The following is a 22598-nucleotide window of genomic DNA, read 5'->3' as shown; positions in this document are numbered from 1 at the left end:
ACCTCCGGTAAGTATAAGATTTTATTTAATTAATAAAGATAAAAAAATAGTAGTAATAGTAATAGGGCTTGTGGATATGTGGATAACCCCTTTGAAGGATGTAAAAACAGTCTATCTACATGTGGATAGACTGTGCGTAAAACAAGGTAAGTTATTCACACTATTCAGCTACTACTTTAAAATACCATTAATTTCTTCAACTTGCTTTTGTAATTGCGTATCGGTTTTTAGTAGTTTAGAAATTTTTTCATGGGCATGGATAACTGTTGTATGATCACGTCCACCAAATTCTTCACCTATTTTTGGTAAAGAGGAATCCGTAAGTTCGCGTGATAAATACATTGCAATTTGGCGAGGAAACGCAACTGATTTTGTGCGTTTTTTCGCTTTAAAATCTTCTAATTTTACTTGATAAACGTCTCCGACAGCTTTTTGAATATCATAAATAGAGATAATTTTCGGCTTAGAATTTGGAATAATATCTTTAAGTGCTTCAGCTGCTAAATCAGCATTAATATCTTTATTAATTAAAGATGAATAAGCTACAACTCGGATAAGTGCACCTTCTAATTCACGAATATTTGAATCAATTTGATTTGCGATATAAAGCATAACTTCATTTGGTATATCAAGCCCTTCAGCTTTTGCCTTTTTGCGTAAAATTGCAATTCGTGTCTCTAAATCTGGCGGCGTAATATCTGTAATAAGTCCCCATTCAAAGCGAGAACGAAGACGATCTTCTAAAGTTGGAATTTCTTTTGGTGGTCGATCACTAGAAATTACAATTTGTTTACTTTCTTCGTGTAATGCATTAAATGTATGGAAAAACTCTTCTTGAGTTTGTTCTTTTCCAGCAAGAAATTGAATATCATCTATCAATAAAACATCTACGTTGCGATATTTATTACGAAAATCAACAGCTTTATTATCACGAATAGAGTTAATAAATTCATTCGTGAATTTTTCTGATGATAAATATACAACTTTTGCATTTGGATTATGTTCAATTACATAATGACCAATTGCGTGCATTAAATGCGTCTTTCCAAGCCCAACTCCCCCGTAAATAAAGAGTGGATTATACGCTTTAGCTGGCGCCTCGGCTACAGCTAATGAAGCTGCATGGGCAAAACGGTTACCAGAGCCGATAACAAATGTATCAAATGTATATTTTGGATTTAACATGCTCTGTGGTAAATGAGCTGAATCATCTTGTGCTGGATTCCGCTTAACTGGAGGAAGATCAATGTCCTCTTCCGATTGACTTTGGGGAATAATAAAGCGAATTGCTAATTTTGCCCCTGTTAAATCGTATAGTGTTTCCGAAATTAGTTCTGAGTAATGAGATTCTAGCCAGTCACGAGCAAATTCATTTGGAGCTGTAATCGTTAATACGTCTTTCTTCAAGTTATGAGCCGTTGTTGATTTTAACCATGTTTCATAACTAGGCTTGCTTACCTTTTTTTCTAATTCTTTTAAGGCACTATTCCATAAATCAGAGATATTTTCCAAAGGTGTCCCTCCTTTACTAAGATGGTAAAAGAATAAGGTTGCGCAAGAAATGTACAACCTAATAAATATAAAATGTATATTTATACGAAACGTATTTTAAAACCTAAAAACGTCGTTTGTATATGAGATAGGGTTTTCGACAAAAAAAGCAAATGTGGACAACTATTTACCCACATGTGATTAAAACTGTCCACATGTTATACACAAATTGTGGATAAGATAAAGGTGTGGAAAACTTATTCAAAGTGAAAACACAACTATAATATCAAAAAAAAGTGGCTATAGCAATGAATTTAAGAAAGTTATCCACAAAATCAATACCTTGTGGAATAAACTTGTCCACAACACGATATACTGTGTAAAAGTGGGAAAAAAGTTTGTGGATATAAAAAACGTGAAAAAACATTTATCCACAAGGAAATATAGATGCTGTGAAAAAGTATGTGAATAGGTTCAAAATGAATATTTGATGAAAATTTCTAGAACCATTGACATTTTCCTAGTTAATTAACTATAATTTATAGGACTGTCTTTAACAGATATTCCTCAGGGAGGTGTCATATAATGAAAAGAACTTACCAACCAAATAAACGTAAGCGCAGCAAAGTACATGGTTTCCGCAGCCGTATGAGCACAGCGAACGGACGTAAAGTGCTAGCAGCTCGTCGTCGTAAAGGAAGAAAAGTATTATCTGCGTAGACCACTGATCGTTCAGTGGTCTTTTTTTCTAATAATAGTGAATTTCCGCTGATGAAATACAGGAGTGTCAATTGATATGAAGAAAAAACATCGTATAAAGAAGAATGATGAATTCCAGGCGGTTTTTCAAAAAGGAAAATCAAATGCGAATCGTCAGTTTGTTGTATACCAATTAGATAAAGAAGAACAGCCAAACTTTCGCATCGGCCTTTCTGTTAGCAAGAAAATAGGAAATGCAGTAGTTCGTAATCGAATTAAGCGCATGGTCCGTCAGGCTATTACAGAGTTAAAAGATGAGATAGATTCTGGAAAAGATTTTGTTATAATAGCAAGGAAGCCTTGTGCAGAGATGACATATGAAGAAGTAAAGAAAAGCTTAATTCATGTCTTTAAACGCTCTGGTATGAAAAGAATAAAAAAGTAGCGTAAGGAAATGAATTACACTATATACATACCGATACAAGGAGGAGTAGGCTTTGAAAAAGAAATTAGGTTTACTAGCCATGGTCGTTGCATTAATGGCGATTGCCACCGGTTGTAGTGAAACGGGTCAGCCGATTACATCAAAAAGTACTGGGATTTGGAATGAATATTTCGTATATCCACTTTCTCAGTTAATCACGTATTTTGCCGACTTATTTAACAGTAATTACGGTTTAGCAATTGTTATTACAACTCTTATCATTCGTTTTGCATTATTACCATTAATGATTAAACAAACGAAGAGTACAAAGGCAATGCAAGCGTTACAACCAGAAATGGTGAAGTTAAAAGAGAAATATAGTTCTAAAGATCAAGCAACGCAGCAAAAACTACAACAAGAAATGATGCAGTTATATCAAAAGAATGGTGTAAATCCATTGGCAGGATGTTTACCGATATTTGTTCAGATGCCTATTTTATTCGCGTTTTATCATGCGATTATGAGAACAACAGCAATTAGTGAACATACATTTTTATGGTTTGATTTAGGACAGGCAGATCCGTTCTATATCTTACCAGTTGTTGCGGCAATTACGACATTTATTCAGCAAAAGCTTGCAATGGCAGGAACAGCTGGTCAAAATCCGCAAATGGCAATGATGCTTTGGCTTATGCCGATTATGATTTTAATCTTTGCAATTAACTTCCCAGCTGCATTATCACTTTACTGGGTTGTTGGTAATATCTTTGGTATTGCTCAAATGTACTTTATCAAAGGGCCAGAGATTAAGGCTAACAAAGCTGGAGGCTCAAGCAAGTGAGTATAATTACTGCTAAAGGACAAACAGTCGAGCTGGCAGTAGAGGATGCTTTAAGGCAATTAAACACATCAAAAGATCGAGTAGATATAAATATTGTCGATGAGGGTAAAAGAGGGTTCTTAGGTTTATTTGGGAATCGTCCTGCAGTAGTAGAAGTTGTATTGAAGAAAGATCCAATTCAGGAATGTGAAGAATATTTAAGAAATGTTATTCACAATATGGGTGTGGAAGTTGAAATTAGTAAAATTGTAAAAGGACGCGAGATTGAATTTACAATTTCTGGTGATGATGTAGGAGTTTTAATTGGAAAAAGAGGTAATACATTGAACTCTTTACAGTATTTAACAAAACTTGTCGCAAATCGTAACACGAAGCAGTATATCGGTATTACACTAGATGCTGAAAATTATCGTAGTAAAAGAAAAAGTACGTTAGAATCACTTTCTTATCGATTAGCGAAACAAGTATCTAATACGAAAAAAAGAGTTATTTTAGAACCGATGCCATCTTTTGAACGAAAAATTATTCATCAGGCATTATCAAATCATCAAGGTATCAAAACAACTTCTGAAGGAAATGAACCACATCGGCATGTTGTAATATCTCCTAAATGACCGGTTGCTCAAATGAGTGCCGGTTTTTTCGAGCGAAAAATAGATGTGGATAACTAAAAAACACTAAACTTATCCACTGTGAATAAGTTTAGTGTTTTTTACATGGGGATATAATAAAATGAGTTATTCTTCTTTTGTAGATAGGTTCGTTATGGTATCCTAATAATTTAGTGAAAGAAATAATCATGTTGAAATAGAGATAAATAAGCAAGTGAGGTGAAAGGACATGGAATTTGATACAATTGCTGCGATTTCCACAGCGCTTGGAGAGGGTGCAATTGCCATTGTTCGAGTAAGTGGGGATGATGCGGTTGAGAAAGTTGACCGTATTTTTAAAGGGAAGGATTTAACAGAGGTTTCTTCTCATACTATTCATTATGGTCATATTGTTGATTTAGATACAAATCAAGTTATTGAAGAAGTTATGGTGTCTATTATGCGCGCACCGAGGACTTTTACACGTGAAAATATAGTGGAAATTAACTGTCATGGCGGACTTGTTTCAGTAAATAAAGTATTGCAACTTATTCTAGCGCAAGGAGTACGATTGGCAGAACCGGGCGAATTTACAAAACGTGCTTTTTTAAATGGACGTATCGATTTATCACAAGCAGAAGCTGTTATGGATTTAATTCGAGCAAAAACAGATCGTGCGATGAATGTAGCAATTAATCAAATGGAAGGGCGATTATCTAAATTAATTGGTCGCTTACGTCAAGAAATATTAGAAACATTAGCTCATGTTGAGGTAAATATAGATTATCCAGAATACGATGATGTAGAAGAGATGACACATAATATTTTAATTGAGAAAGCAACGCATGTTCGTTCGGAAATCGAAAAAATATTAGAAACATCAAAACAAGGGAAAATCTTACGTGAAGGTATTGCTACAGCAATTATCGGTAGGCCTAATGTTGGAAAATCATCGTTATTAAATAGCCTTGTTCAGGAGAAAAAAGCAATTGTAACTGATATTGCAGGAACAACTCGTGATGTTATTGAAGAGTACGTTAATGTGCGTGGCGTACCTCTTAAACTTATAGATACAGCCGGTATTCGTGAGACAGAAGATGTTGTTGAACGAATTGGTGTGGAGCGTTCAAAAGAAATGATGAGCCAAGCAGATTTAGTATTAGTTGTTGTCAACTATAGCGAGGCTTTAACAAATGAGGATGAAGATCTATTCCATGCGGTACAAGGAAAAGACTTTATTGTTATTGTGAATAAGACTGATTTACCGCAAGCGATTGATATGGAACGTGTTACAGAGTTAGCCAAGGGAAATCGTGTTATTACAACATCCTTAATTGAGGAACAAGGAATAGATGAACTCGAAAAGGCAATAGCTGATTTATTCTTTGAAGGAACAATCGATTCTACAGATATGACATATGTTTCTAATGCGAGACATATTGGATTATTAACACAAGCGGGACAAACAATCGGTGATGCAATTGAGGCAATAGAAAATGGTGTACCAATTGATATGGTGCAAATTGATTTAACAAGAACGTGGGAAATACTTGGTGAAATTACTGGTGACACAGTCCATGAAAGCCTAATTGACCAGTTGTTCTCTCAATTTTGTTTAGGAAAATAATATAGTGATGTTTTAGAAAGATAGAGATTATTAGGAGGAATAAACAATGGGATACAATGCCGGTTCATACGATGTCATAGTAATCGGTGCAGGTCATGCAGGATGTGAAGCTGGTCTTGCGGCAGCACGAATGGGCTCAAAAACATTAATGTTAACAATTAACTTAGATATGGTAGCATTCATGCCATGTAACCCTTCTGTTGGTGGACCAGCAAAAGGGATTGTTGTTCGTGAAATTGATGCATTAGGCGGAGAAATGGGACGTAATATTGATAAAACTCATATTCAAATGCGTATGCTAAATACAGGTAAGGGTCCAGCTGTACGTGCACTTCGAGCGCAAGCTGATAAATTCTCTTACCAACATGAATTGAAGAAAACAATTGAAGAAACACCAAACTTAACGTTGTTCCAAGGAATGGTAGAGCGTTTAATCGTTGAAGAAGGTATATGTAAAGGGGTAGTTACACAAGCTGGTGCAGAATATACAGCGAAAACCGTTGTAATTACGACTGGAACATTTTTACGTGGCGAGATTATCATGGGCGATTTAAAATATTCAAGCGGTCCAAATAATCAACAACCGTCTATTACATTATCTGAGCATTTAGAGGAGCTTGGATTTGATCTTGTTAGATTTAAAACAGGGACACCTCCGCGTGTAAACAGTAATACAATTGACTACAGTAAAACGGAAATTCAACCAGGTGATGATAAGCCGCGTTCGTTCTCTTTTGAAACAACGAAATTTATTATGGATCAAATTCCATGTTGGTTGACATATACAAGTACAGAAACACACCGTTTAATAGATGAAAATTTACATCGTTCAGCTATGTATTCTGGTATGATTAAAGGAACAGGCCCTAGGTACTGTCCTTCTATTGAAGACAAAGTAGTAAGATTTAATGACAAACCACGTCATCAAATTTTCTTAGAGCCAGAAGGGCGTAATACACAAGAAGTATATGTACAAGGTTTATCCACAAGCCTACCAGAAGATGTACAACGTGACATGCTTAGAACAATTCCAGGCCTAGAAAATGTTGAAATGATGCGCACAGGTTATGCGATTGAATATGATGCAATTGTGCCAACACAATTATGGCCAACACTTGAAACGAAAAAGATTAAAAATTTATATACAGCAGGACAAATTAATGGAACTTCTGGTTACGAAGAGGCGGCAGGACAAGGGCTTATGGCTGGGATTAATGCAGCATGCCGTTCTTTAGGTAAAAAAGAAGTTGTTTTAGGCCGCGAGGATGCTTATATTGGTGTCTTAATTGATGATCTTGTAACGAAAGGTACAAATGAACCATATCGTTTATTAACGTCTCGTGCAGAATACCGTCTATTATTACGCCACGATAATGCTGATCTTCGTTTAACTGAAGTTGGTCGTGAAATTGGATTAATTAAAGAAGAGCGATATGAGCGATTTACAAATAAAAAATTACAAATTGAACAGGAAAAGGAACGTTTAAGCAGCATTATTATTAAACCACGTCCTGAAGTTCAAGAATTAATTCGCAATATTGGCGGAAGTGAATTGAAAGATGGAATACGTGCAAGTGACTTATTACGTCGTCCAGAGATGACATATGAGCATATTCATCTTTTAGTACCAAGTGAAGTAGAATTAAGTGATGAAGTTACAGAACAAGTTGAAATTCAGATTAAGTACGAAGGATATATTGAAAAATCTTTACAGCAAGTAGAGCGTATGAAGAAAATGGAGAGTAAAAAAATCCCTGTAGATATTGATTATGACGCGATTTCTAGCCTTGCTTCAGAAGCTAGACAGAAATTGAAAGATGTTCGTCCACTTTCAATGGGGCAGGCTTCACGTATTTCTGGCGTAAATCCAGCGGATATTTCCATTTTACTTGTGTATATAGAACAAGGAAAAATTGCGCGCGTATCGAACCAATAACATAGTAAGGAGATATTGCTAGATGAACATAGAACAATTTCAATCTATGCTAGAAGAGAAGGGAATCACCCTCTCTTCTAGACAATTAGAGCAGTTCAAAATCTACTTTGAAACATTAGTAGAGTGGAATGAAAAAATGAACTTAACGGCTATTACAGAAAAAGAAGAAGTATACTTAAAACACTTTTTTGATTCCATTACAGCTGCTTTTTATTATGATTTTTCAAAACCATTCTCAATTTGTGATGTTGGTGCAGGGGCTGGATTCCCAAGTATTCCTTTAAAAATCTGTTTCCCGCACTTAAAAGTAACAATTGTAGATTCATTGCAAAAACGTATTAATTTCTTAAATCACTTAGCACAAAAGTTAGAATTAAGTGATGTTGCATTTTGTCATGATCGTGCTGAAACATTTGGGAAAAAAGAAGGTGTACGTGAATCATACGATATTGTAATGGCACGTGCAGTTGCGCGTCTTTCTGTATTAAGTGAGCTATGCTTACCACTTGTAAAAGTTGGAGGAACATTCATTGCAATGAAAGGTGCAGCAGCAAACGAAGAAATCGAAAATGGCAAGTATGCTTTAGAGGTGCTAGGCGGAGAGTTAAAAGAGATGTCTACGTTCCAATTACCGTTTGAAGAGAGTGAACGTAATATTTTATTAATCGAGAAAAAGCGCAAGACACCAAAGAAATATCCACGCAAACCGGGAACACCCAATAAATTACCTATTGAAAAATAAATCTTATTAGACGTAAGATTAAATTATATAAATGAAAACGTAAATGTTTCATAGGAAACATTTTATGGAGAATAGTCAATAGGCCTAAAAGGTGGTGGAATATGTATGAAAAATACGTTTTCTCGTTTATTTGGCTTTGGAGATAAAGAGAGCGAATTCGAATTACAAGACGAAAGCCATGAAGAGATAGATAAAAAGGTATATGAGGAAATACAAGAAATTCCGATAGTAAATATTACCCCTAACCGTTATCAACCAAGAACAGTTTTTGATGATGCGCGTATTGATGAGCTAGCATTAACGATTCGTACACATGGACTTATTCAGCCGATTGTTGTAAGGCAATATGAGGACGATAAGTATGAGATTATTGCTGGAGAAAGACGTTTTCGCGCGGCAACAAAGTTAGGTTGGGAAAAGGTTCCTGCAATTATAAAGAACTTAAATGATACAGAGACAGCTTCTGTAGCTTTAATTGAAAACTTGCAACGTGAGGAACTAACGGCAATCGAGGAAGCTGTGGCGTATCAAAAGCTGATTGAGTTACATAATTTAACACAAGAAGCATTGGCACAACGACTTGGAAAAGGACAATCTACAATCGCAAATAAGTTGCGATTGTTAAAGTTGCCTGAAGAAATAAAAAGTGCATTATTAGAAAAAAGTATTACAGAACGTCATGCCCGCGCTCTCATTCCTTTAAAAAATGAGGAATTACAACTGAAGGTTTTACAGGAAATTGTGGAGAAACAACTGAATGTAAAGCAAACAGAAGAACGAATTGCGAAGTTACTAGAGGAAGCAAAACCGAAGCGTAAGGCAAAGCAAAAAGCAGTAAGTCGAGATACGAGGATTGCTATGAATACAATTAGACAATCTTTACAAATGGTTACTGAAAGTGGTTTAAATGTTAATTCTGAGGAAGAAGAATTTGATGAGTACTATCAAATTACAATTAAAATTCCAAAGAAAAAATAATAATGACGTGTTAGAGACCTTATCCTATTGGAGAGGTCTCTTTTACTATATTTTCTTGTTAAATGAAGAAGGAGTTTAGAAATAAATTTTGAAGTTTAATAAAGGACGTAAAAGAAAAAGTTTTATTTCATGTTACAATAAACGTAATTGTTACTAGAATAAGATAGAAAGGTTGAAAGTAGGTGACATCATGGGAAAAATCATTGCTATTGCTAATCAAAAAGGCGGTGTTGGAAAAACCACAACATCTGTTAATTTAGGGGCTGGATTGGCGCAAGTAGGTAAAAAAGTCCTTCTTGTAGATATTGATGCTCAAGGAAATGCAACGACTGGTGTGGGAATTGAAAAATCTGAATTAGATCAATGTATTTACAACGTTCTTGTGGAAGATGCAGATGTTCAAGGGGTTATACAGAAAACCGCAACTGAAAACTTAGATGTTCTACCCGCTACAATTCAATTGGCTGGTGCTGAAATTGAATTGGTACCGACTATTTCCCGGGAAGTACGTTTGCAAAGAGCATTACAGCCAGTTCGTGATGAATATGATTATATTATTATCGACTGTCCCCCGTCTTTAGGGTTATTAACGATTAATGCATTAACAGCAGCAGATTCTGTTATTATTCCTGTACAGTGTGAATATTATGCACTAGAAGGATTAAGTCAGCTATTAAATACAGTTCGACTTGTACAAAAACATTTAAATAAAAATTTAGCAATTCAAGGCGTATTGTTAACAATGTTGGATGCTCGTACAAATTTAGGGATCCAAGTTATAGATGAAGTGAAAAAGTATTTTAGGGATAAAGTATATCGCTCGATTATTCCGCGTAATGTACGCTTGAGCGAGGCTCCAAGTCATGGGAAACCTATTATGCAGTATGACGCTAAATCAAGAGGAGCAGAAGTATATATAGATTTAGCAGAGGAAGTGATTGCAGGTGGCTAAAGGATTAGGAAGAGGAATTAATGTGTTTTTTCCTGATTTAGATGTGAAAGAAGAGGAAACAATTCAGGAGATTATTGTAACTGAATTAAGGCCAAATCCATATCAACCGCGTAAACACTTTAATAAAGAGGCTATTCAGGAATTAGCAATTTCGATTAAGGAACACGGTATTCTACAACCATTAATTGCTAGAAAGAGTATTAAAGGATATGAAATCGTTGCAGGTGAAAGACGATTTCGTGCTGCAAAAGAGGCTGGTTTAGAAAAGGTACCTGCGGTTGTAAGACAATTAACTGAACAGCAAATGATGGAATTTGCTTTGTTAGAAAACTTACAACGAGAAGATTTAAATCCTATGGAAGAGGCAATGGCATACCAGATGTTAATGAATGAGCTAAATGTAACGCAAGAACAATTAGCGAAACGTCTTGGCAAAAGCAGACCTTACATTGCAAATTATACTCGGTTATTAAGCCTCCCTTCGTTCGTCCAAGATATGATTGCAAATGGTCAACTTTCAATGGCTCATGGGAGAACTTTACTTACGATAAAAGACGAAGAACAATTGAAGTCCTTATTGAAACGCATTGAAAAAGAAGGATTAAATGTTCGTCAATTAGAGAAAATCGTCCAAGAGATTAATAAACACGTTTCACGTGAAACAAAAAAAGTGAAAAAAGAGCGAAATATATTTTTCGTAGAACGTGAAACGTTCTTAAGAGAAAAGTTTGGCACAGATGTGAAAATTAAAGAGACGAAAAAAGAAAAAGGTAAAATCGAAATTGAATTTTTTAATAAAGAAGATTTAAATCGTATTTTAGAACTATTAGCACAGAAAAATTAAAAAGCAAACCATCTTATTATTTATAGATGGTTTGCTTTTTTTAATGCGGATAATTTTTGATCCGTCTCTTTTATACTTTGTGCGATTACATCAGCCATTTTCATGACTAAACTTAATCTTGTATTTTGAAGAACGAAAAACTCCATAAACCCATTTAGATTGACGATACCGTGTATATGCAGATCACCAACTGCAGGTAATTTCTTATTCATAGCAGCACCCGGTTTACTAGGTCCCTTTCCAGTAGTGATTGACCCAATATTTTGGGACTTTCCTAAACATGCATCAACAGCAATTATAAATGCAGTAGGATGTTTTTTCTGTATATTCTGAATTTTTTCTTCTAAATTTAGTGCATGTACTGGCTCATCTAGTGTACCGAATATTTGGAGGTTTTTTATGTCTATTTGTTCAAGTTTTGTACCAACTAACGGGCCGAGTGCGTCACCTGTAGAACGATCTGTTCCGATACAAACGAGAATGAGTGGTATATTAGTTTTAATAGGAATATGGGTAAGTAAGAAATTACTGATTATCTCAGAGGCTTCTAGATCTTGGTGCATAACGTTTTGAGTTTCTTTCTCAAAAAATGGTAAGCGAAAACTTCCAATGTTCATGAAGCACCCATCCTTTTAATAAATTTTCAATATATGTTATATGGTGAGAAAAATGGAAAGCTATAAGTGCGTAATTTTTGCAAAATGTGAATGAAAACGGAAATAATAGTACTAGTATATATATATTCGTTCCATTTTATACCTGAATGGCGGGGATAAAATAGGATTAAAATCATAAAATTTTTTCAGCAATTAGAGGACTTCTGATACAATAATAAGGATAACTAAAAAGAAATTTTAGCTAGAGAGGTAGAGGTACATGGATTTATTAACGAAGTGGTTTAATTCTACGAAACAGTATTTATTAGATGCTGATCGTTGGGCTCATATTGGAGTTGCGACATTAAAAATATGTATTATTTTAATAATTGGTGCAGTTGTTGTGCGAATTGCAAGAGCGGTTGTACGAAATGCGTTTCGTATGGGGAGTCGTTCTCCAATTCAAATTTCAGAACGTCGTACAGTTACAGTGGCGAAATTACTTGAAAATATTGTAGCGTATGTTGTTATGTTCATTATGCTAATTGCGATTTTAGGTGTGTTTGATATTAATGCATCAGGTTTATTAGCGGGTGCCGGGGTAATTGGTTTAGCAGTCGGATTTGGTGCTCAAAGTTTAGTGAAAGACGTTATTACAGGTTTATTTATTTTGCTAGAAGATCAGTTTTCAGTTGGCGATTATGTTAAAATCGGTCAATTTGAAGGAGTCGTTTTAGAAATTGGACTTCGTACAACGAAAGTAAAGAGTTGGACAGGTGAAATTCATACTTTACCAAATGGAAGTATTATTCAAGTTACTAACTACTCAGTTAGTAATAGTGTAGCGTTTGTTGATGTATCTATTTCATATGAGGCTGATATTGCGAAAGCAGAACAGGTTATTGAAGATTTATTAGTAGAGTTACCTTCAAAGTATGAAAAAATGGTAACAACACCTCAATTATTAGGTGTGCAAACGTTAGCTGCATCAGAAGTTATATTACGCGTTATCGCTGAAGTAGAGCCGATGCAACATGCAGTTATTGCAAGGGCACTTCGTAAAGAGATTAAAAATCGTCTTGATTTACATGGAATTGAAATTCCATATCCACGTATGGTTTTATACAATCGTGAAGAATTGGTTAGTGGAAAAGCAATTTAGTATGGAGAGGAGTTTGAAGAGTGGAGCAAAAGGAATATAACTTGTACGATGTTGTGGAAATGAAGAAAGCACATCCATGTGGCGAGAATCGTTGGAAAATTATTCGTATGGGAATGGATATCCGCATTAAGTGCGAGGGATGTGACCATTCAGTAATGATTACTCGAAGAGAGTTTGATCGTAAGGTGAAAAAAATACTTGTGAAGCACGAAGAATAGAGGGAGAGTAACAGTTACAGTAGGTAACTGTTACTTTTTTTCGTTTGGCGGAAACTTGTCATTTTTTTCGTTACTATCTATAATGATGAAAGATTGAGACATAGGAGTGAAAAATATGGGATTAACGGCTGGGATTGTTGGATTACCTAACGTAGGTAAGTCCACTTTATTTAATGCAATTACACAAGCAGGAGCAGAATCTGCAAACTATCCATTCTGTACAATTGATCCAAACGTAGGGATTGTAGAAGTACCAGATGAGCGTTTAAATAAATTAACGGAATTAGTAGAACCGAAAAAGACTGTTCCGACTGTATTTGAGTTTACTGATATTGCAGGTATCGTAAAAGGTGCTAGTAAAGGTGAAGGTTTAGGAAATAAATTCTTATCTCACATTCGTCAAGTAGATGCAATTTGCCAAGTTGTTCGTTGTTTTGAAGACGAAAATATTACGCACGTTTCAGGGAAAGTAGATCCAATTGATGATATCGAAACAATCAACTTAGAGCTAATTTTAGCGGACTTAGAGTCTGTTGATAAGCGTATCGAGCGTGTTGCGAAATTAGCAAGACAAAAAGATAAAGAAGCTGTATATGAGCATGAAATTTTAGTTCGTTTAAAAGAGGCTTTTGAAGAGGGGAAACCGGCTCGTACTGTTGAATTTACAGAAGAGCAGATGAAGATTGTTAAAGGCCTTCATTTACTTACAACAAAAGAAATGTTATACGTAGCGAACGTAAGTGAAGACGATGTTATCGATCCTTCGGAAAATAAATACGTACAAATGGTAAAAGAATTTGCAGAAAATGAAAATTCTCAAGTAATCGTTGTATGTGCAAAAATCGAATCAGAAATCGCTGAATTAGACGAGGAAGAGAAAAAAGTATTCCTTGAAGAACTAGGTATTGAAGAGTCTGGTTTAGATCAATTAATTCGTGCAGCATATGACTTATTAGGACTTGCTACTTACTTTACAGCTGGCGTTCAAGAAGTACGTGCTTGGACATTTAAACAAGGTATGAAGGCACCACAATGTGCTGGTGTTATTCATACAGACTTTGAGCGTGGATTTATTCGTGCAGAAACAGTTTCTTACGATGACTTAATGACAAACGGTTCTATGACAGCTGCAAAAGAAGCTGGAAAAGTACGTTTAGAAGGAAAAGAGTATATCGTAAAAGACGGAGATGTTATGCACTTCCGTTTTAACGTTTAATCTAATATTTCCTAGGAAAAATAAAGATATGAGCTTGGCGAATATATTATATGTTTGCCAAGTTTTTTATGTATTGGTGAGTTGATTCATATAACTTACTATGATATAATCTAAACTCGTGAGTAATTACTATAAATTAATTGCTCCTTGCCCATTATGGGCCGTTTAGACCAAAAGGAGGTGAAAGTGTAATGAGAAAGTACGAAATTATGTACATCATTCGTCCTGGCGTTGAAGAAGAAGCTCAAAAAGCTTTAGTTGAACGTTTTGCAGGTGTTTTAACAAACAATGGTGCAGAAATCATTAACACGAAAGAGTGGGGTAAGCGTCGTTTAGCTTACGAAATCAACGACTTACGTGAAGGTTTCTACATGATCTTAAACGTGAACTCTAACGCAGAAGCGATTAACGAATTCGACCGTTTAGCTAAGATCAACGAAGACATCCTTCGTCATATCGTTGTTAAAGAAGAAGAAAAATAATTGATATATAAGGGAGAGTGGTTCGATTGATGAATCGTGTTATCCTCGTTGGTCGTTTAACTAAGGACCCTGACTTACGTTACACGCCCAATGGTGTTGCAGTAGCTACTTTTACGTTAGCTGTGAATCGCGCATTTGCGAATCAACAAGGTGAGCGTGAAGCTGACTTTATTAATTGTGTAATATGGCGTAAACAAGCAGAAAACGTAGCAAATTATTTGAAAAAAGGAAGCTTAGCAGGCGTAGATGGACGTCTTCAAACTCGTAATTACGATGGACAAGACGGTAAACGTGTATATGTAACAGAAGTTCTTGCGGAAAGCGTACAATTTTTAGAGCCGCGTAATGGCGGTGGGGAGCAACGTGGTTCATTCAATCAGCAACCATCAGGAGCTGGTTTCGGTAACCAAGGCTCTAACCCATTTGGTCAATCTAGTAATTCAGGTAACCAAGGTAATCAAGGGAACTCTGGATTTACGAAGAATGACGATCCATTTTCAAATGTAGGTCAACCGATCGACATTTCCGACGACGATTTACCGTTCTAATACAGTAAATTTGTTAGTTTTAACAAAGAATGGAGGGAAATAGACATGGCAGGACGCAAAGGTGGACGTGCGAAACGTCGTAAGGTGTGTTTCTTCACAGCTAACGGCATCACTCGCATTGACTATAAAGATGTTGATTTATTAAAACGTTTCGTTTCTGAGCGTGGTAAAATTTTACCTCGTCGTGTAACAGGGACAAGCGCAAAATACCAACGCAAACTTACAGTTGCAATTAAACGTGCTCGTCAAATGGCACTTTTACCATATGTTGGTGAATAATAGCGTATGAAATGCACAGTAGAGTCGGACTCTACTGTGCATTTTGCTATGCTTTTCTTTTTTGAAAGAGAGGTTAAAATGTGAAACAAACAAAGTTTATTACAGAAGGCGCAGCGTTATTAGCTATATATGCAATTTTATTGCTTATATCTATGTATGTTCCAATTTTAGGTACTGTTGTAACTTTTGCGTTGCCGTTACCATTTATACTATTAACGATAAGATATAAACTATCTAATGTGCTTGTGATTTTTGTAGTGGCACTTTTTGTTACTGTTATTGTGAGTCAACCTATGAATTTAGTGAAGACAATTATGTTTGGATTGATAGGGATTGTTTTAGGGTATACGTATAAAACAAGAAAAAAGTCAGTGGAAATCTTAATAGCAGGGACGCTTGCATACTTAATTGGTTTTGTACTTATTTATGTTGCGAGTATAAAGTTTTTCAACATAGATATAATGAAGCAGATGCAAAGTATGTTTAGTGAAAGTATGGTGCAAAGTGAAAAGATAGTAAGTGCTATAGGTATGCCGATTAGTAAGGAACAAAAAGAGTTACTTACACAAATGAATGATATATTACAATTGTTATTTCCGAGTATACTTGTTCTAGTTTCAGTATGTTTTTCTTGGATTACAGTGATAATATCAGGTAGTGTTTTGAAAAAGTTAAAACACGACATTATACCTTGGCCTAAATTTAAAGATCTACAATTACCAAAGAGTATTGTTTGGTATTACGTTATATTTATTTTGTTAGCAACTTTTATAAAAGTAGATCCAACATCATATTTACATATGGTATTTTCTAACCTATATGTCATATTTGCACTATTGCTTGTACTGCAAGGGCTGACATTCATTTCCTTTTTAGCGTATAGAAAAGGTTTTACAAAAGGGGTTCCTATTATTAGTTTTATTGTATGCATGTTTATTCCGATGCTGTTTCCTCTTGTGACAATCTTAGGTATAATTGACTTAGGGATTTCGTTGCGTTCTAAAATAGGGGAATAAAATAATATTCCTTATACTATTTTAATCTGTTTAACTAACTGGAAGGTGAGTTAGTTTTACTTTATAGGAGTTGTATACATGCCTGAATTTGATAAGAAACAGTGGTTTTTATATCCTGTTTATGTATTGGCATTTTTTGTGTTTGTGCTCATTTCAATTCTCTGTTATTTTCATTTAATTATGGGGATAGCTGCTTTTATCATTTTTTGTATCGTGTTCTTTATCGTTATACGATTTGAACTTAATTTTCAAAGGAATTTCGAAAAGCATACGACAGATATGATTACGAGGGTAAAGAAAGTCAGTAATGAAGCATTTAACCAAATGCCGATTGGTATTTTGTTATACAATAAGGATTACGGGATTGATTGGGCAAATCCTTATTTATCTTCATGCCTGGGACAGCATGCGTTAGCTGGATGGCACCTTTACGATGTATCAGAAACATTACTTCTTTTCATTAAAGGAGAAACTTCTGATGATATAGTCTCTTTAAATAATCGAAAGTTTCGTGTTTTTGTAAGGAAAGAAGAAAAGTTAATTTATTTCTTTGATGTAACGGAACAAACGGAAATCGAAAAGATGTATGAGGATCAACGCACTGTTTTAGCTGTAATTTATTTGGATAATTATGATGAAGTTACACAAGGATTAGATGATCAATTACGTACGAATATAACAAGTCTTGTGACATCGCGACTAAATGAATGGGCACTTAAGTATGGTGCGTATTTAAAACGTGCATCTTCAGAAAGATTCTTCGTTGTGCTAAATGAAAGTATTCTGACGCAGATGGAGAAAGGGAAATTTAGTATTTTAGATCAGGTGCGTGAAGAAACATCTAAAAGGAATATACCACTTACATTAAGTGTAGGTGTCGGATCAGGTGATTTACCTTTGTCAGAGCTTGGGGCAATGGCTCAATCTGGTTTAGACCTTGCGCTTGGGCGCGGGGGAGACCAAGTAGCTATTAAACAAGCGACAGGTAAAGTTAAGTTCTATGGAGGTAAGACAAATCCGGTTGAAAAGCGTACCCGTGTACGTGCTAGGGTCATTTCGCATGCGTTAAAGGATTTAGTATTAGAAAGTAGTAATGTCATTGTCATGGGACATAGGGCTCCTGATATGGACGCAATTGGTGCTGCGATTGGTATTTTAAAAGTGGCTCAATTAAACGAGCGTAAAGGATATATTGTATTAGATGAAAATGATTCTGATAAGGGAATTAAACGCTTGATGGACAAAGTGAAACAAAATGAGGAGTTATGGTCTCATTTTATTACTCCAGAGCAAGCGATGGAATTTGCAAATGATGAGTCGTTACTTGTTGTTGTTGATACGCATAAACCTTCTATGGTGATGGAGCAAAAACTGTTACATAAAATTGAAAATGTAGTAGTTATTGATCATCATCGTCGTGGGGAAGATTTTATTGAAGACCCATTGCTAGTTTATATGGAACCATATGCTTCTTCAACGGCAGAATTGGTTACAGAATTACTTGAGTATCAACCTAAAAATTTAAAGATGACAATGCTAGAAGCGACGGCATTGTTAGCAGGTATTATTGTCGACACGAAAAGTTTCACATTCCGGACAGGGGCTCGTACATTTGATGCTGCTTCTTATTTACGCTCACATGGTGCAGATACTGTGCTTGTACAAGAACTTTTAAAGGAAGATATGGATCAGTATTTACGGGTTGCAAAAGCTATAAAAAATGCGTACATTTATAAAAATGGAATTGCGATTGCTAAAGTTGATAGTGATGATTACTACGATCAAGTGCTTATTGCGCAATCGGCAGACACGTTATTAACGATGACAGGGATTATTGCATCATTTGTTGTTGCGAAACGTGGTGAGAATCTCATTGGAATTAGCAGCAGGTCTTTAGGTGAAGTGAATGTGCAGCTAATTATGGAAAACTTAGGCGGTGGCGGGCATTTGACTAATGCAGCCACACAAATGAAAAATGTTACAGTAGATGAAGCTGAGGAGAAGCTTCGATTTGTTATTGATGACTATTTACAGGGAGGCACACAATCATGAAAGTAATTTTTCTAAAAGACGTAAAAGGTAAAGGTAAAAAAGGAGAAATAAAAAACGTACCGGATGGCTATGCAAATAACTTCTTACTAAAACAAGGATTAGCTGCTGAAGCAACAAATAGCAGTATGAAAACTTTAGAAGCTCAAAAGCGTAAAGAAGAAAAAGATGCAGCAGCAGAGCTTGAAAATGCAAAAGAGTTAAAAGAGACTTTAGAGAAATTAACTGTAGAATTAAAGGCGAAATCTGGAGAAGGTGGCCGTTTATTCGGTTCTATTACGAGCAAACAAATCGTAGATGCGATGCAAAAATCACATAAAATTAAACTTGATAAACGTAAATTTGAAATGGATGATGCAATTCGTGCATTAGGCTACACAAATGTAACAGTGAAATTGCATCCGCAAGTAACAGCGACAGTAAAAGTTCATGTTAGTGAACAATAAAAATAAATTAAGCAAGGAGGATTGCGTATGAGTGATGTACTTGCTGATCGTACCCCTCCGCATAATATAGAGGCCGAGCAGGCGGTTTTAGGTGCCATATTAATTGATCAAGATGCGTTAACGTCAGCATCGGAGTTATTGGTACCTGATTCATTCTATCGAACGAAACATCAAAAGATTTTTGAGGTCATGCTTGGATTATCTGATAAAGGAGAACCGATCGACTTAGTAATAATGACATCAGCGATGGCTGATCAAGGATTACTAGAAGAAGTTGGTGGAGTGTCTTATCTAGCAGAGTTAGCAGAAGTTGTTCCAACAGCTGCTAACGTTGAATATTATGCACGTATCATTGCTGAAAAGGCACTTTTACGCCGTTTAATTCGAACAGCGACTCATATAGTGTCGGATGGATACGAGAGAGAAGATGACGTGGACGGCCTTTTAAATGAGGCCGAGAAAAAAATATTAGAAGTATCCCATCAAACGAATGCAAAAGCATTTCAAAATATTAAAGATGTTCTTGTGGATGCTTATGATAAAATTGAACTTTTGCATAATCAAAAAGGTGAAGTTACTGGGATACCAACTGGATTTACTGAATTAGATAAGATGACGGCAGGTTTCCAGCGAAATGATTTAATCATCGTAGCAGCACGTCCGTCAGTAGGGAAAACTGCATTTTCATTAAACATCGCACAAAACGTAGCGACGAAAACGGATGAAAATGTAGCGATTTTTAGTTTGGAGATGGGCTCCGATCAGCTTGTTATGCGTATGCTTTGTGCAGAAGGAAATATCGATGCGCAAAGACTTCGTACCGGGTCACTAACTTCTGATGATTGGGCGAAATTAACAATGGCGATGGGGAGTCTTTCAAATGCCGGTATATATATTGATGATACACCGGGAATTAAGGTAAATGAGATTCGAGCAAAATGTCGTAGACTAAAGCAAGAACAAGGTCTTGGAATGGTTTTAATTGACTACTTACAGCTTATTCAAGGAAGTGGGAAATCAGGTGAGAACCGTCAGCAGGAAGTATCTGAGATTTCTCGTACTTTAAAAGGGATTGCACGTGAATTGCAAGTGCCTGTTATTGCCTTATCACAGTTATCTCGTGGTGTAGAATCTCGTCAGGATAAACGCCCGATGATGTCTGATATTCGTGAATCTGGAAGTATTGAGCAGGATGCTGATATTGTAGCTTTCCTATATCGTGAAGATTACTATGACCGTGAAACGGAAAATAAAAATACGATTGAAATTATCATTGCAAAGCAACGTAACGGTCCAGTAGGTTCAGTGGAACTTGCATTCGTCAAAGAGTTCAATAAGTTCGTTAACTTAGAACGACGCTTTGAGGATGGGGCATAAAGGCAGTATAAAAAAGAAACACATTTCTTATAATAAGATGTGTTTCTTTTTTTATGGGGTAAAGATAAGGCTTTCATAAGGTGAAAATATAATTCTTACGAACGAAAATGATTTTTAATAAAAAAATGTTCGCTTTTTGGTTGACTTCTTTTTCGGTTTTGGTACAATTATATTGTTTGAATAGATCGTTTGAAAATTGCGGAGGTGCTTTAATAATGTCTTCAGTAGTAGTTGTAGGAACACAATGGGGCGACGAAGGAAAAGGTAAAATCACTGATTTTCTTTCTGAGCATGCGGAAGTAGTTGCAAGATATCAAGGTGGAAATAACGCGGGACATACAATTGTTTTCGGCGGAGTTAAATATAAGTTACACTTAATTCCATCTGGTATTTTCTATAAAGAGAAAATTTGTGTAATCGGAAATGGCTTAGTAGTAGATCCGAAAGCATTACTTGAAGAGTTAAAATACTTACACGACCGTGGTGTAAGTACTGATAATTTACGTGTAAGTAACCGTGCACACGTTATTTTACCTTATCACTTAAAACAAGATGAGTTAGAAGAGGCTAGTAAAGGTGATAACAAAATCGGTACAACGAAAAAAGGTATCGGTCCTGCATATATGGATAAAGCTGCTCGTATTGGTATCCGTATGGCTGATCTTTTAGATCGTGAAGCATTTAAAGAGAAGCTTGAGCGCAATTTAGTAGAGAAAAATCGTTTGTTTGAAAAAATGTACGATACAGAAGGTTTCAGTGTAGAAGAAATCTTTGAGGAGTACTTCGAATATGGACAACAAATCGCACAATATGTATGCGACACATCTGTTGTATTAAATGATGCACTAGATAACAATCACCGTGTATTATTTGAAGGTGCACAAGGTGTTATGCTTGATATTGACCACGGTACGTACCCATTCGTTACATCTTCTAACCCGATTGCGGGTGGTGTAACAGTTGGAACTGGAGTTGGTCCTGCGAAAGTTACTCGCGTTGTAGGTGTATGTAAAGCATATACAAGCCGTGTTGGTGACGGTCCATTCCCTACTGAACTTAATGATGAAATTGGTCATCAAATTCGTGAAGTTGGTCGTGAGTACGGAACAACAACTGGTCGTCCGCGCCGCGTAGGTTGGTTCGATAGCGTTGTTGTAAGACATGCGCGTCGTGTTAGTGGTTTAACGGATCTATCATTAAATTCTATCGACGTTTTAACAGATATTCCAACTCTTAAAATTTGTGTTGCTTACAAATACAATGGCGAAGTTATCGATGAAGTTCCAGCAAACTTAAACATTTTAGCGAAATGTGAGCCTGTATATGAAGAGCTTCCAGGTTGGACAGAAGATATTACTGGTGTAAAATCATTAGACGAGCTTCCTGAAAATGCACGAAAATACGTAGAACGTGTTTCTGAGTTAACAGGAATTCAATTATCTATGTTCTCAGTTGGACCAGATCGTAACCAAACGAATATTGTTCGTAATGTATACGAAGCTTAATTGATATTTTAAGAAAAAACTCATGTCCGCATGAGTTTTTTCTTATCTTTTATAAAAAAATGAAAAAAAGTATTGCGAAGAATACAGAATACATGTTATGATACATCTTGTCGTCACGAAAATATGACGTTGGTGAGTATGAGCCATTAGCTCAGTTGGTAGAGCATCTGACTTTTAATCAGAGGGTCGAAGGTTCGAATCCTTCATGGCTCACCATTTTATTTTTCGTGGCCCGTTGGTCAAGTGGTTAAGACACCGCCCTTTCACGGCGGTAACACGGGTTCGAATCCCGTACGGGTCATGTTTTTTTTATGCTTATTTTTGGTCCCGTGGTGTAGTGGTTAACATGCCTGCCTGTCACGCAGGAGATCGCCGGTTCGACCCCGGTCGGGACCGCCACTTTTGTTTATACCACCATTAGTGGTTTTATATATAGTTTTGGCTCGGTAGCTCAGTCGGTAGAGCAGAGGACTGAAAATCCTCGTGTCGGCGGTTCGATTCCGTCCCGAGCCACTCTCAGGATATTAAGTGGGCCCACTTAATATCCTTTTTATTTATGTAATTTTACAAAACTGAGTAG

23 protein-coding genes and 4 tRNA genes are annotated in these 22598 nt (G+C 36.0%); 25 read left to right on the top strand and 2 right to left on the bottom strand.

The window, feature by feature from the left end:
- Positions 1-171: 171 nt before the first annotated feature.
- Positions 172-1512 carry a chromosomal replication initiator protein DnaA gene (gene dnaA, locus BUA87_RS15510; RefSeq protein ID WP_000428028.1) on the bottom strand — a complete coding sequence of 447 codons (1341 nt, stop codon included), beginning with the start codon at positions 1510-1512 and terminating at the stop codon, positions 172-174.
- A 564-nt stretch (positions 1513-2076) separates the two neighbouring features.
- Here dnaA and rpmH point away from each other — a divergent pair.
- From rpmH to spo0J, 10 genes are all read left to right on the top strand, one after another.
- Entirely contained in the window at positions 2077-2211 is a 135-nt protein-coding gene (gene rpmH / locus BUA87_RS15505; protein WP_000831901.1) for a 50S ribosomal protein L34, read from the top strand.
- A gap of 76 nt (positions 2212-2287) precedes the next feature.
- Complete coding sequence (gene rnpA, locus BUA87_RS15500) at positions 2288-2635, top strand: ribonuclease P protein component (protein WP_000726621.1); 348 nt, start codon at positions 2288-2290, stop codon at positions 2633-2635.
- A 52-nt stretch (positions 2636-2687) separates the two neighbouring features.
- Positions 2688-3455 carry a YidC family membrane integrase SpoIIIJ gene (gene spoIIIJ, locus BUA87_RS15495; RefSeq protein WP_000727740.1) on the top strand — a complete coding sequence of 256 codons (768 nt, stop codon included), beginning with the start codon at positions 2688-2690 and terminating at the stop codon, positions 3453-3455.
- Complete coding sequence (gene jag, locus BUA87_RS15490) at positions 3452-4069, top strand: RNA-binding cell elongation regulator Jag/EloR (protein ID WP_000022795.1); 618 nt, start codon at positions 3452-3454, stop codon at positions 4067-4069. The genes spoIIIJ and jag overlap by 4 nt, the downstream gene beginning before the upstream one ends.
- Positions 4070-4295: 226 nt before the next feature.
- A complete protein-coding gene (gene mnmE, locus BUA87_RS15485) occupies positions 4296-5672 on the top strand; it encodes a tRNA uridine-5-carboxymethylaminomethyl(34) synthesis GTPase MnmE (RefSeq protein ID WP_071713784.1) in 1377 nt (458 codons plus the stop codon).
- Between the two features lie 46 nt (positions 5673-5718).
- Positions 5719-7608: a tRNA uridine-5-carboxymethylaminomethyl(34) synthesis enzyme MnmG gene (gene mnmG / locus BUA87_RS15480; protein WP_000541052.1), complete on the top strand. Its 1890-nt coding sequence runs from the start codon at positions 5719-5721 to the stop codon at positions 7606-7608.
- 22 nt (positions 7609-7630) lie between these two features.
- A complete protein-coding gene (gene rsmG / locus BUA87_RS15475; RefSeq protein WP_001019628.1) occupies positions 7631-8350 on the top strand; it encodes a 16S rRNA (guanine(527)-N(7))-methyltransferase RsmG in 720 nt (239 codons plus the stop codon).
- Positions 8351-8455: 105 nt separating this feature from the next.
- Complete coding sequence (noc, locus tag BUA87_RS15470; RefSeq protein WP_000799016.1) at positions 8456-9328, top strand: nucleoid occlusion protein; 873 nt, start codon at positions 8456-8458, stop codon at positions 9326-9328.
- 190 nt (positions 9329-9518) lie between these two features.
- Positions 9519-10280 (top strand): sporulation initiation inhibitor protein Soj, encoded by a 762-nt coding sequence (gene soj / locus BUA87_RS15465; RefSeq protein WP_000516114.1) that lies wholly within the window; start codon positions 9519-9521, stop codon positions 10278-10280.
- On the top strand, positions 10273-11124 hold the full coding sequence (spo0J, locus tag BUA87_RS15460) for a stage 0 sporulation protein Spo0J (RefSeq protein ID WP_001051823.1): 852 nt from the start codon (positions 10273-10275) through the stop codon (positions 11122-11124). The genes soj and spo0J overlap by 8 nt, the downstream gene beginning before the upstream one ends.
- 20 nt (positions 11125-11144) lie before the next feature.
- Here spo0J and yyaC read toward each other — a convergent pair whose 3' ends face one another.
- Positions 11145-11741, bottom strand: a complete 597-nt coding sequence (yyaC, locus tag BUA87_RS15455; protein ID WP_001020709.1) for a spore protease YyaC — start codon at positions 11739-11741, stop codon at positions 11145-11147.
- A gap of 259 nt (positions 11742-12000) precedes the next feature.
- Here yyaC and BUA87_RS15450 point away from each other — a divergent pair, with 259 nt between their 5' ends.
- From BUA87_RS15450 to BUA87_RS15380, 15 genes are all read left to right on the top strand, one after another.
- Entirely contained in the window at positions 12001-12882 is an 882-nt protein-coding gene (locus BUA87_RS15450; RefSeq protein ID WP_000365111.1) for a mechanosensitive ion channel family protein, read from the top strand.
- A 20-nt stretch (positions 12883-12902) separates the two neighbouring features.
- Complete coding sequence (locus BUA87_RS15445; protein WP_000435486.1) at positions 12903-13100, top strand: DUF951 domain-containing protein; 198 nt, start codon at positions 12903-12905, stop codon at positions 13098-13100.
- A gap of 115 nt (positions 13101-13215) precedes the next feature.
- Positions 13216-14316: a redox-regulated ATPase YchF gene (gene ychF, locus BUA87_RS15440; RefSeq protein WP_000524670.1), complete on the top strand. Its 1101-nt coding sequence runs from the start codon at positions 13216-13218 to the stop codon at positions 14314-14316.
- A 191-nt stretch (positions 14317-14507) separates the two neighbouring features.
- Positions 14508-14798, top strand: a complete 291-nt coding sequence (gene rpsF / locus BUA87_RS15435) for a 30S ribosomal protein S6 (protein WP_001233781.1) — start codon at positions 14508-14510, stop codon at positions 14796-14798.
- A 26-nt stretch (positions 14799-14824) separates the two neighbouring features.
- The gene (ssb, locus tag BUA87_RS15430) at positions 14825-15346 is read left to right on the top strand and encodes a single-stranded DNA-binding protein (protein WP_002094213.1); all 522 of its coding nucleotides are present in this window, start codon (positions 14825-14827) and stop codon (positions 15344-15346) included.
- Between the two features lie 45 nt (positions 15347-15391).
- Positions 15392-15625: a 30S ribosomal protein S18 gene (gene rpsR, locus BUA87_RS15425; RefSeq protein ID WP_000918873.1), complete on the top strand. Its 234-nt coding sequence runs from the start codon at positions 15392-15394 to the stop codon at positions 15623-15625.
- 80 nt (positions 15626-15705) lie between these two features.
- Entirely contained in the window at positions 15706-16641 is a 936-nt protein-coding gene (locus BUA87_RS15420; protein ID WP_071713785.1) for a YybS family protein, read from the top strand.
- A gap of 78 nt (positions 16642-16719) precedes the next feature.
- Positions 16720-18693, top strand: a complete 1974-nt coding sequence (locus BUA87_RS15415; RefSeq protein WP_001113780.1) for a DHH family phosphoesterase — start codon at positions 16720-16722, stop codon at positions 18691-18693.
- Positions 18690-19136 (top strand): 50S ribosomal protein L9, encoded by a 447-nt coding sequence (gene rplI, locus BUA87_RS15410; RefSeq protein WP_000864223.1) that lies wholly within the window; start codon positions 18690-18692, stop codon positions 19134-19136. The genes BUA87_RS15415 and rplI overlap by 4 nt, the downstream gene beginning before the upstream one ends.
- Before the next feature lie 27 nt (positions 19137-19163).
- Positions 19164-20513, top strand: a complete 1350-nt coding sequence (gene dnaB, locus BUA87_RS15405) for a replicative DNA helicase (RefSeq protein WP_001286147.1) — start codon at positions 19164-19166, stop codon at positions 20511-20513.
- 215 nt (positions 20514-20728) lie between these two features.
- Positions 20729-22018, top strand: a complete 1290-nt coding sequence (locus BUA87_RS15400) for an adenylosuccinate synthase (RefSeq protein WP_000100230.1) — start codon at positions 20729-20731, stop codon at positions 22016-22018.
- 140 nt (positions 22019-22158) lie between these two features.
- Positions 22159-22234 (top strand) — tRNA-Lys (locus BUA87_RS15395).
- A 13-nt stretch (positions 22235-22247) separates the two neighbouring features.
- A tRNA-Glu gene (locus BUA87_RS15390) sits at positions 22248-22319 on the top strand.
- Positions 22320-22341: 22 nt separating this feature from the next.
- A tRNA-Asp gene (locus BUA87_RS15385) sits at positions 22342-22417 on the top strand.
- Positions 22418-22458: 41 nt separating this feature from the next.
- Positions 22459-22531, top strand: a tRNA-Phe gene (locus BUA87_RS15380).
- Positions 22532-22598 lie beyond the last annotated feature (67 nt).

Origin of the sequence: Bacillus sp. bc15, from assembly GCF_900142585.1 — a bacterium.
In the GTDB taxonomy this organism is placed as follows: Bacteria; Bacillota; Bacilli; order Bacillales; family Bacillaceae_G; genus Bacillus_A; species Bacillus_A cereus.
The sequence above is the reverse complement of the archived record's forward strand: the minus strand, read 5'-3'. Positions and strand labels throughout refer to the sequence as shown.

Coding starts and splice junctions, on each gene's coding strand:
- rpsF (WP_001233781.1), top strand. CDS start 14,508: ATGAGAAAGTACGAAATTATGTACATCATTCGTCCTGGCGTTGAAGAA.
- rpmH (WP_000831901.1), top strand. CDS start 2,077: ATGAAAAGAACTTACCAACCAAATAAACGTAAGCGCAGCAAAGTACAT.
- rnpA (WP_000726621.1), top strand. CDS start 2,288: ATGAAGAAAAAACATCGTATAAAGAAGAATGATGAATTCCAGGCGGTT.
- rsmG (WP_001019628.1), top strand. CDS start 7,631: ATGAACATAGAACAATTTCAATCTATGCTAGAAGAGAAGGGAATCACC.
- BUA87_RS15450 (WP_000365111.1), top strand. CDS start 12,001: ATGGATTTATTAACGAAGTGGTTTAATTCTACGAAACAGTATTTATTA.
- BUA87_RS15400 (WP_000100230.1), top strand. CDS start 20,729: ATGTCTTCAGTAGTAGTTGTAGGAACACAATGGGGCGACGAAGGAAAA.
- soj (WP_000516114.1), top strand. CDS start 9,519: ATGGGAAAAATCATTGCTATTGCTAATCAAAAAGGCGGTGTTGGAAAA.
- ychF (WP_000524670.1), top strand. CDS start 13,216: ATGGGATTAACGGCTGGGATTGTTGGATTACCTAACGTAGGTAAGTCC.
- mnmG (WP_000541052.1), top strand. CDS start 5,719: ATGGGATACAATGCCGGTTCATACGATGTCATAGTAATCGGTGCAGGT.
- rplI (WP_000864223.1), top strand. CDS start 18,690: ATGAAAGTAATTTTTCTAAAAGACGTAAAAGGTAAAGGTAAAAAAGGA.
- mnmE (WP_071713784.1), top strand. CDS start 4,296: ATGGAATTTGATACAATTGCTGCGATTTCCACAGCGCTTGGAGAGGGT.
- dnaB (WP_001286147.1), top strand. CDS start 19,164: ATGAGTGATGTACTTGCTGATCGTACCCCTCCGCATAATATAGAGGCC.
- noc (WP_000799016.1), top strand. CDS start 8,456: ATGAAAAATACGTTTTCTCGTTTATTTGGCTTTGGAGATAAAGAGAGC.
- BUA87_RS15415 (WP_001113780.1), top strand. CDS start 16,720: ATGCCTGAATTTGATAAGAAACAGTGGTTTTTATATCCTGTTTATGTA.
- yyaC (WP_001020709.1), bottom strand. CDS start 11,741: ATGAACATTGGAAGTTTTCGCTTACCATTTTTTGAGAAAGAAACTCAA.
- rpsR (WP_000918873.1), top strand. CDS start 15,392: ATGGCAGGACGCAAAGGTGGACGTGCGAAACGTCGTAAGGTGTGTTTC.